The organism is Veillonella sp. VA139 (assembly GCF_003992005.1).
In the GTDB taxonomy this organism is placed as follows: domain Bacteria; phylum Bacillota; class Negativicutes; order Veillonellales; family Veillonellaceae; genus F0422.
Window position 1 is genome coordinate 1 of record NZ_RQVL01000041.1, and the last position, 9,295, is coordinate 9,295.

Here is a 9,295-nt window from a genome sequence, read left to right on the forward strand (position 1 = left end):
TAAGGTTTTGTAGCTCTATAGGAGCTAACAAAACCCACAGCTAGGAACAAAAAGGACAAGAGATATATGTCCTTAACATAAGATTTTAAAGCCCCAAAGGGGCGCACAAAATCCACAGCTAGGAACACATAGAAAACATCAAAATCAAGATGCTAGAAAAATTTTATAAAGAACTGACTTCTATTTTTAAAGAAGGAGATAATGCATATAGTTTGAAATGCTTTAAAATTATATAGAGATATTATATAATAAAAAAAAGGGGGCTTGAGGATTATAAATATGAAAAAACTATATGTATTATTTGCTATGGCGTTCACTGTACTTTTATTAGGGGTTGTAAATACACATGCTATGAGTTTATTAGAAACACCTAAACAACCAATTGCATTATTTGTTCAATTAGATCCTAATCATGTAGGTAAACCTTTAGAGATTAGTGAGGAATTATATACAAAAGTAAACGAGAAGTTAAATACTGTTGGTTATGAAGCAATTCCATTCGCAAAAGCACAAAAAGATTTAAAAGTATACATTAGAGATAATGATAGTAATGAAACACAACGAGATCAAGATAAGGGTGTTATACTTCGCACTAAAGATTTAAAAGCACTAGCTGAAAAAGAAGGCACTCGTTATGTGATGGTGTTGGCGACTCGTGTTACATCAGCTGAGGAAAAAGTTAATTTCTGGACTGGTCTTAGAAAAAATCTGACAATTATGACTAATATTATTATCTATGATGCTCAGGAAGGCGATTATGTAATGGATGAAGATTTCTCTAGTGTAGGTAAAACAAGTGGTAGCTACGATAGAGCTTTTCATAGAGCTGTAGAGGATACTCTTACCAAAATTGACTTACATCAATATTTAAAATAGTAATTATAGTATATCCCCCTTATAAGTTATCACCATTCTACTTATGTAGAGTGGTGATTTTTAATTTGTCAACTATAATAGGTTCCTCAAGGTTGCCTATTGTCCTAAACCTCTCTACAAGGTATAATGAAGTAGATTGTAATACGAAGTAACAATTGTACTTACGTAGAGAGGAAACCAAAAACAAGATGAAACAAGTTATGATCAGTACGGACCATATGAGTCATGTGTACCAAGACGAAATGGGCCGTGAGGTACACGCCTTACAGGATGTGAGTGTTCACATTCATGAAGGTGAGTTTGTCAGTATTATAGGGACCAATGGGAGTGGTAAAAGTACCCTTGCCAAACATTTTAATGTCCTATTGCAACCTACATCTGGTACCGTTACCGTGTTAGGAATGGATACTAAAGAAGAGCATTTAATTTGGAATATTCGCCAAAATGTGGGTATGGTATTCCAAAATCCAGATAATCAAATCGTGGCAGCCATTGTAGAAGAAGACGTGGCTTTTGGTCCAGAGAATTTAGGGGTACCAGCCCCAGAGATTCGAGAACGTGTGGATGCCGCATTAGCAGCAGTAAACATGTCGGACTATGCGTTACATGGACCTCACCTATTATCAGGAGGGCAAAAGCAACGTATCGCCATTGCTGGTGTTTTAGCGATGAAGCCGAAATGTATTATATTAGATGAGCCAACGGCTATGCTCGATCCCAAAGGGCGAAAAGAAGTCATGGATACGGTGTATCGTCTCAATAAAGAAGAGGGCATCACTATCGTATATATTACGCACTTTATGGAAGAGGCTGCCTTGGCAGATCGTATCATTGTGATGAAACAAGGTAAGGTCATCGACGAAGGAGCTCCCAAAGATGTGTTTATGAATGTTGATACCTTGAAAGGCCTTGGTCTCGATGTGCCGGTACCATCTGAAATTACAGTTCGTTTACAAGATAAAGGTGTAGCAATGCCAACAGGTATTACTACCAATGAAGAACTAGGGGAGGCCATATGTCAATTCAATTAGAACATGTTACCTACACCTATGGACAGGGGACACCTTTTGAAAAAACGGCGTTGCATGATGTGAACTTGACCATTCACGAAGGTGAATTTGTAGGCATCATCGGCCATACAGGGTCTGGTAAATCCACCTTAGTTCAACATCTGAATGGTCTATTGCACCCTACCTCAGGTACCGTAACAGTCAATGGTGTGGACCTAGTAGGTAAAACAGAAACAGTCAAACAAACACGTCATAAAGTAGGGATGGTATTTCAATATCCAGAGCATCAACTCTTCGAGGAAACCATTGCTAAAGACATTGCCTTTGGTCCCAAAAACTTAGGTTTTGATGAGGCAGAGGTGGATCGCCGTGTGCGAGAAGCCATGCAATTTGTAGGTTTAGACTACGATACCTATGCAGAGAGGTCTCCCTTCCATTTGTCGGGTGGACAAATGCGCCGTGTGGCGATTGCCGGTGTCATTGCCTTAGACCCAGACTATTTAATTCTCGATGAACCATCTGCTGGACTTGATCCATTTGGGCGAGAAGAAATCTTTGGAGAAATCCTGAAACTACACAAGGAAAAAGGCATTACTGTTATCCTTGTATCCCATAATATGGAAGATATTTCTCGTATGGCGAATCGATTGATTGTTATGCACCAAGGGCAAGTTTTATTGGATGGCAATCCTATTGAGATTTTCCATAATGACCGTGAGAAATTACAGTCTGCTGGCGTGGATGTACCACCATTGTCGCAAACCTTACAAGCTTTGGCAGAACGAAATATTCCTGTGAATATCGACCGTGTTCATGTCCATGAGGCAGTAGCAGATATTTACGACTATCTCAAGGAGGTGCACCATGCTAAGTAATATTACCATTGGACAGTACTTTCCAGGAAATTCCTTGTTACACCGCATGGACCCACGGGCTAAGATTATAGCCACTATGATTTTCATCATTGCTATTTTCTTTGCGGATAGTTTAGTGACTTATAGCATTGTGGCGGCCTTTACCTTCGGATGTTTGGGGTTATCTCGTTTACCAGTGCGGCTGGTGTGGCTGTCTATTAAACCATTGTGGATCATCATTGTATTCACCTTGGCTATTCACGTATTCACCACACCTGGAGAATATCTATTTACCTATGGTTGGCTTCACATCAGCCGAGAAGGGCTCAATTTGGGTGGACTTATGGCAGGGCGATTAATTTTCTTAATCGTATTCTCCTCCTTGTTGACCTATACAACATCGCCCATACGGTTGACGGATGGTATTGAAAGACTGTTAAACCCGTGGAAACGCTTTGGCGTGCCAGCCCATGAACTAGCTATGATGATGACCATTGCCTTGCGATTCATTCCCACACTATTAGAGGAAACAGATCGTATTATGAAAGCACAAGAATCTCGTGGTGCGGACTTTACTACTGGCTCCTTACTAAAACGGGCTAAAAATATGGTACCTCTACTTGTGCCATTATTTATTAGTGCTTTCCGCCGTGCCGATGAATTGGCAGTAGCTATGGAATCTCGTTGTTACCGTGGTGGAGAAGGTCGTACACGGATGAAAGAATTACGCTATAGTCCATTAGATTTCTATGGCATTGGCGCCGTTGTCTTAGTGAGTATTGTGTTAGCTGTGTTACGCTGGGGATTTGGTATATAAAAACTAGTTGTATATATGCGAGTTACAGATATATACATCTCATAGGGTTACAAGAGAGTAGAAAGAATAGGATATGCCAAATATGACAAGAACGATACAGCTTATTGTTGCCTATGATGGCACAGATCTCTGTGGATACCAACGGCAACAGAATGGCCCTACGGTGCAAGGCTATCTAGAAGAAGCCTTATCTAAGGTTTGCAATGAACCTATCACGATTTACGGGTCTTCTCGGACGGATGCAGGTGTCCATGCGAGAGGACAAGTGGTGGCTTTCACAACGACCGGTAAGATTCCAGTAGATAATCTAATGAGAGCCCTTATCGCCCATATGCCACCGTATATTGTGGTTCGTGAGTCACAGGAATTGCCATCGGATTGGAATCCACGGAATTACGTGAAAGGAAAGGAATACATTTACACCATTCATAATGATGCCGTGGTGGATCCGCTGCAACTGCGCTATGCTTATCATGTGCGCAAACCGTTGGACATAGAGTCCATGAGGCAAGCCGCAAAGGCATTAGAAGGGACACATAACTTCAGTACCTTCAAAGGCCATAATACGACGATACAAGATCCAGTGAAAACCATGTACGCTGTAAAGGTGTTCCAAGAGGAAACGACCGTCAGAATCCATGTATTAGGAGATGGATTCGTGTATCACATGGTGCGGAATATGGCAGGATTCTTGGTGGATGTAGGCTTAGGCCGCTTTCAACCAGAGGATGTGCCACGCATTATCGCTGGTGAGAATAGACAATTAATCGGGAAGACAGCACCTGCCCATGGACTGTGTTTAGATACAGTGTTTACCGATGAGACTAGCTTACAAGAGCGGGTACGGAGCATAGCAAACTTATAGGCAGACATGCAGGTATGTATAAGGAGTATCTGCAACAGATAGAAAGTCGTTATGTAATTGCCATGAAACATAACATTTGTTAGTATATAAGCATAGCCCTACGATAGGGCGTACAATGTAGGAGGTTAATATGAAAGAAGACGGAATCCATACGCATATTGCAATCAAAATGCCAGAGTATATTATTGATGTAGATGAATTGGTGAATGATCCGGTGAATCGTCGTAAATTAGCTCGATTCATTATGAAGCGCCATTTAGATATGGACAAAATTATTGAAGAATTTGTGAACAATCCAGAGAATGAAGCGGAGTTAATGCGTTTTGCTGCATCTGTGGTATTCTCCAAAACAGGTCGCGATATGAACGAATATAGCGAAGATTTGTTGCCATTATTTTTTGAAGAAGCGGTGTACGAAGACGATTTGTTATAATTGCATAGATGGCAAGAAATAAGAAAAAAGGACTGTAACACATGTATGGAGTACATGTATACAGTCCTTTTTAATCGTCCTAAGATTCAATAAGCTACGTATTTAATTAGTTAAAGAACACATATTTAGTTAACACAATGAGTGCAAGGACATACATGAACCAGTGCACATCTTTATAACGACCAGTGATTAATTTCATCAAAGGATACACAATAAGACCAGCTGCTACGCCATTTGCGATGCTGTATGTGAAAGGCATCAAAACGATAACTAAATAAGCAGGGAAACCTTCTGTCCAATCAGAGAAGTTAATTTCGTGGATTGCTTCCATCATTAGAGCGCCTACTAAAATTAATGCAGGAGCTGTTGCTGCATTTGGAACTAATGCAATGAGTGGTGCGAAGAATAAGCAAATGATGAACATAATACCAGTAGTAACCGCTGTTAAGCCAGTACGTCCACCAGCACCAACACCAGCCGCACTTTCAACAAATACAGTGATGGTACTAGAGCCTAACATAGCACCAAAGCTAACTCCTAAGGAGTCCACAATCATGGCACGACCAAGACCAGGGAAACTACCTTTTTTTGGATCCGCAATACCTGCTTTAGTAGCAGTAGCGATTAATGTCCCCATGGAGTCGAACAATTCAACAAATGTGAATGAGAAAATAATTGTTACAAGACCTACATTGAAAGCCGATGCAATATCTAACTCCATAAATGCAATTTTACTGAAATCAGGTATGGCCATAAACGTTAATGTTTCAGGTAATGTAGCTATACCAGTTACATAGGCTAAGATTGATGTGGTGATAATTCCGATAAGTAACGCGCCAGTGATACGACGAGCCATAAGTGCGCCAGTAAAGAATAAGCCGAACAGAGATAGGAGCACTTCTGGACTTTGTAGATTACCAAGCGTTAATAAAGTTTCTGATGCACCTGGAGCACCATGCCCTTTAGCAGTGATAATATCGTGTAATGTTCCTGGTTGTAAGGATAATGAAATTGTCATAAGCCCAGATAATTTCAAACCAATAATACAGATAAACAAGCCGATACCTACAGTAATGGCAATCTTTAAGGAACTAGGAATCGATTCGATGATCAGTTGTCGTATTTTTGTTAGTGTTAATACGAGGAATACGAGTCCTGAAATAAATACAGCCCCCAACGCTGTTTGCCAGGTGAGCCCCATACCGAGAACAACGGTAAATGAATAGAATGCGAGCAAACCAACACCAGGTGCCAAGGCAATTGGATAGTTAACGAGAATCCCCATAGCAATCGTTACTAAACCACCACCTAAGGCCGCAGCAATCAAAACGGCATCTCTGTCCATTCCTGCCAGGCTCAATAAGTTAGGCGCCAATAAGAAAATATATGCCATGGTAATGAATGTGGTGAGACCAGCGAGGATCTCTGTGCGAACTGAGGTGTTCCGCTCTTTCAGTGCGAATAACCTTTCTAACATAGTAAAACCTCCTCCTCTATAACAAATTATGTTTACATTATAGCATAGCAACCATGAGAAAAAAAGATAGTTGATAAAAATTTGTGATAAAAATCACATAATTGAGAGTTGATATACATAGGATAGAAAGGGACGGAATAAAATAGGCATATATGGGTAGAATATAATGTAATTCATACCATATATGCCTATACTTATTTAGTTGAGTGTTAATGAGAATCGATTAATCAAAGAATACATATTTTGCTAATACGATAGCCCCTAATACGTACATGAACCAATGCACATCTTTATGACGGCCAGTGATACATTTCATCAACGGATATACGATGAGACCTGCTGCTACACCGTTAGCAATGCTGTATGTGAAAGGCATTAACACGATGACTAAATAGGCAGGGAATCCTTCTGTCCAGTCAGAGAAATCAATTTCACGGATGGACTCCATCATCAAGGCGCCTACCAAAATCAGTACAGGAGCTGTAGCTGCATTGGGAACTAATGCGATTAATGGAGCAAAGAATAAACAAAGGATGAACATGATACCACAAGTGACAGCAGTGAGTCCTGTACGACCACCAGCGCCAACGCCGGCAGCACTTTCAACGAAAGCCGTAATCGTACTAGAACCAAGCATAGCACCAAAACTTACACCTAGTGAATCCACAATCATCGCTTTACCAAGACCAGGGAACTCCCCTTTTTTAGGATCTGCAATGCCAGCTTTGGAGGCGGTAGCAATTAAGGTACCCATGGAGTCGAATAATTCAACGAAGGTAAAAGAGAAGATAATGGTCACAAGACCTACTTGAAAAGCAGAGGGAATGTCTAGTTCCATAAACGCAATCTTACTGAAGTCAGGAATCGCCATAATGCTTAAGGAATCTGGTAAGCTAGCGATACCGGTAGCATAGGCAATGATGGATGTGACAATGACACCAATCAATAGAGCTCCTGTTACTCGACGAGCCATCAAAGCAGCAGAGAAAAATAGGGAGAACAAAGATAAAAGCACTTCTGGATTGCCAAGATTACCGAGTGTTAACAATGTTTCTGATGCGGCAGGTGCTCCATGGCCTTTGGCAGTCACAATATCATTCAATGTACCAGGTTGCAAAGATAAGGCGATGGTCATAAGACCAGATAGTTTTAAACCAATGATACAGATGAATAAGCCAATGCCTACGGTAATGGCAATTTTTAAAGAAGACGGAATAGCCTCAATGATAAGCTGACGAATTTTAGTTAACGTCAGTACAAGGAAGACGAGTCCAGAAATAAATACAGCACCTAATGCTGTTTGCCAGGTTAATCCCATGCCAAGGACCACGGTAAAAGAATAGAAGGCCAATAAACCAACACCAGGCGCCAAAGCGATAGGATAATTAACAAACAGTCCCATGGCGATAGTGACTAAACCACCTCCTAAGGCTGTAGCAATTAATACAGCATCTTTGTCCATACCCGCTAAGCTTAGCAAGTTGGGTGCCAATAGCAAAATATATGCCATGGTAATGAAAGTAGTCAGTCCCGCAAGGACTTCTGTACGGATCGTAGTATTTCGCTCTTTTAGGGCGAATACGCGTTCTAACATGAGAAACCTCCTAAATAATTAAATAAAAATGCTCTTTTATTGTAGCATAGAGGAAGTTATAAGGATAGGTTTTTTGATACAATATATTCAAAAAAATTATAAAAGTTAGATAATTATATAAAAATAACTAATAAATGGATAAGGGGGTACACTGAGAGGTGACATTGGTTTTCAGTGTGTGTAAATATACAGCGAGATATTGTATATATGAGTATAATGCGTGGTAGTTATGCATTTTGCGTACTAAATATGTACACAATCTATATAGACAAATTTCGTTGTTATAGATATAATATAGACTAGGAATAAATCCTACTTGTAAAGAGGTATTATTTATGAAAATTTCTACAAAAGGTCGATATGCATTACGTGTGTTAGTGGACTTAGCAGAACATAGCGTAGATCGTAATGTGTCCATCCGCGAACTGGCGGAGCGTCAAAAGATTTCTGATAAATACTTGGAGGGAATTGTAGCACGCCTAGGCGCTGCGGGGTACGTAAAAAGTGTACGTGGTAAATACGGTGGCTACCAGCTAACAAAAGAGCCAAAAGACTATACAGTCTATGATATTCTGGCGGCTACAGAGGATTCCATTGCCGTGGTGGCTTGCTTAGAAGAAGAAGTTAACACATGCCCTATGAGTGACGGATGTCGTACATTGCCATTATGGGAGCATTTGCAAAATCATCTACGCGAGTATATGCAAAGTTTAACATTACAGGATGTAATCGATCGGCGTTTTTCAGTGTAAGGGCTTGAAAAGAGAAAGGGAAGTTAGGATGAAAAAAGAGAAAAATATCTTAGATGTAGAAACCCAAGTGGGGTTTCCTTTGTATGCAGCAACAAAAGAAGTGTTTCGGGCATGCCAAGTAGAATTGACTAGATTAGGATTAACCTATACACAATACTTAGCGATGTCTGTTATCTGGGAATTAAAGCGCGTTAATTTAAAAGCCATTGGAGAAAGAATTTTCTTGGATTCTGGTACGTTAACACCATTGTTGAAAAAGCTAGAATTAAAAGGTTATATTGTACGGGAGCGTTTAAAAGATGATGAGCGTTCCATGGTGATTACCTTAACGACAAAAGGCAAAGCATTGCGGAAAAAGGTTCGTCATATTCCAGAATTCATTGAGTCAAAACTTGGCTTATCTTCGGAAGAGACAGAACAATTGCAAGGACTCTTGTTCAAAGTGTTGCATAATGTAAAAGGCGACAACATGTAATTAGATGTACGCCCAAAGAGTGTAGAGGATTGTTGATAGCATATCAACTGTCCTCTATTTTTATACCGTTAGTGTAAAATGTTTGTGGGAAAATAAAATAGCAAAAGAAGGTCATCCTTTGTTACAATGAATGTGTTCAAAT

At 40.1% G+C, this 9,295-nt stretch carries 10 protein-coding genes; 8 read left to right on the forward strand and 2 right to left on the reverse strand.

Translation table 11 applies throughout. The annotated features are described in order from the left end of the window. The first annotated feature begins 279 nt into the window (after positions 1-279). The 6 genes from EO125_RS09455 to EO125_RS09480 all read left to right on the forward strand — a co-directional run bounded on the left by EO125_RS09455 (position 280) and on the right by EO125_RS09480 (position 4,855). Entirely contained in the window at positions 280-876 is a 597-nt protein-coding gene (locus tag EO125_RS09455; RefSeq protein WP_127148680.1) for a hypothetical protein, read from the forward strand. Between the two features lie 188 nt (positions 877-1,064). After that, positions 1,065-1,907: an energy-coupling factor transporter ATPase gene (locus tag EO125_RS09460; protein ID WP_127148681.1), complete on the forward strand. Its 843-nt coding sequence runs from the start codon at positions 1,065-1,067 to the stop codon at positions 1,905-1,907. Next, entirely contained in the window at positions 1,892-2,761 is an 870-nt protein-coding gene (locus EO125_RS09465; RefSeq protein WP_127148682.1) for an energy-coupling factor transporter ATPase, read from the forward strand. Before EO125_RS09460 ends, EO125_RS09465 begins: the two co-directional genes overlap by 16 nt. After that, a complete protein-coding gene (locus EO125_RS09470) occupies positions 2,751-3,557 on the forward strand; it encodes an energy-coupling factor transporter transmembrane protein EcfT (protein ID WP_127148683.1) in 807 nt (268 codons plus the stop codon). Before EO125_RS09465 ends, EO125_RS09470 begins: the two co-directional genes overlap by 11 nt. 82 nt (positions 3,558-3,639) lie before the next feature. Beyond that, positions 3,640-4,422, forward strand: a complete 783-nt coding sequence (gene truA / locus EO125_RS09475; protein ID WP_127148684.1) for a tRNA pseudouridine(38-40) synthase TruA — start codon at positions 3,640-3,642, stop codon at positions 4,420-4,422. Between the two features lie 130 nt (positions 4,423-4,552). After that, a complete protein-coding gene (locus EO125_RS09480; protein ID WP_009353198.1) occupies positions 4,553-4,855 on the forward strand; it encodes a hypothetical protein in 303 nt (100 codons plus the stop codon). Between the two features lie 106 nt (positions 4,856-4,961). Here EO125_RS09480 and EO125_RS09485 read toward each other — a convergent pair whose 3' ends face one another. Then, entirely contained in the window at positions 4,962-6,332 is a 1,371-nt protein-coding gene (locus tag EO125_RS09485) for an NCS2 family permease (protein ID WP_127148685.1), read from the reverse strand. Positions 6,333-6,555: 223 nt separating this feature from the next. After that, positions 6,556-7,926, reverse strand: a complete 1,371-nt coding sequence (locus EO125_RS09490; protein ID WP_127148686.1) for an NCS2 family permease — start codon at positions 7,924-7,926, stop codon at positions 6,556-6,558. A 335-nt stretch (positions 7,927-8,261) separates the two neighbouring features. Between EO125_RS09490 and EO125_RS09495 the strand changes: the two genes are divergently transcribed. Both EO125_RS09495 and EO125_RS09500 read left to right on the forward strand, forming a co-directional pair. Then, a complete protein-coding gene (locus tag EO125_RS09495; protein ID WP_127148687.1) occupies positions 8,262-8,678 on the forward strand; it encodes an Rrf2 family transcriptional regulator in 417 nt (138 codons plus the stop codon). Between the two features lie 28 nt (positions 8,679-8,706). Next, on the forward strand, positions 8,707-9,153 hold the full coding sequence (locus EO125_RS09500; protein WP_127148688.1) for a MarR family winged helix-turn-helix transcriptional regulator: 447 nt from the start codon (positions 8,707-8,709) through the stop codon (positions 9,151-9,153). Positions 9,154-9,295: the final 142 nt, after the last annotated feature.

What these genes read in the sequence shown, in the direction of transcription:
- EO125_RS09490 (WP_127148686.1), bottom strand. Translation starts at nt 7,926, where the DNA reads ATGTTAGAACGCGTATTCGCCCTAAAAGAGCGAAATACTACGATCCGT.
- EO125_RS09465 (WP_127148682.1), top strand. Translation starts at nt 1,892, where the DNA reads ATGTCAATTCAATTAGAACATGTTACCTACACCTATGGACAGGGGACA.
- EO125_RS09500 (WP_127148688.1), top strand. Translation starts at nt 8,707, where the DNA reads ATGAAAAAAGAGAAAAATATCTTAGATGTAGAAACCCAAGTGGGGTTT.
- truA (WP_127148684.1), top strand. Translation starts at nt 3,640, where the DNA reads ATGACAAGAACGATACAGCTTATTGTTGCCTATGATGGCACAGATCTC.
- EO125_RS09480 (WP_009353198.1), top strand. Translation starts at nt 4,553, where the DNA reads ATGAAAGAAGACGGAATCCATACGCATATTGCAATCAAAATGCCAGAG.
- EO125_RS09455 (WP_127148680.1), top strand. Translation starts at nt 280, where the DNA reads ATGAAAAAACTATATGTATTATTTGCTATGGCGTTCACTGTACTTTTA.
- EO125_RS09470 (WP_127148683.1), top strand. Translation starts at nt 2,751, where the DNA reads ATGCTAAGTAATATTACCATTGGACAGTACTTTCCAGGAAATTCCTTG.
- EO125_RS09460 (WP_127148681.1), top strand. Translation starts at nt 1,065, where the DNA reads ATGAAACAAGTTATGATCAGTACGGACCATATGAGTCATGTGTACCAA.
- EO125_RS09495 (WP_127148687.1), top strand. Translation starts at nt 8,262, where the DNA reads ATGAAAATTTCTACAAAAGGTCGATATGCATTACGTGTGTTAGTGGAC.
- EO125_RS09485 (WP_127148685.1), bottom strand. Translation starts at nt 6,332, where the DNA reads ATGTTAGAAAGGTTATTCGCACTGAAAGAGCGGAACACCTCAGTTCGC.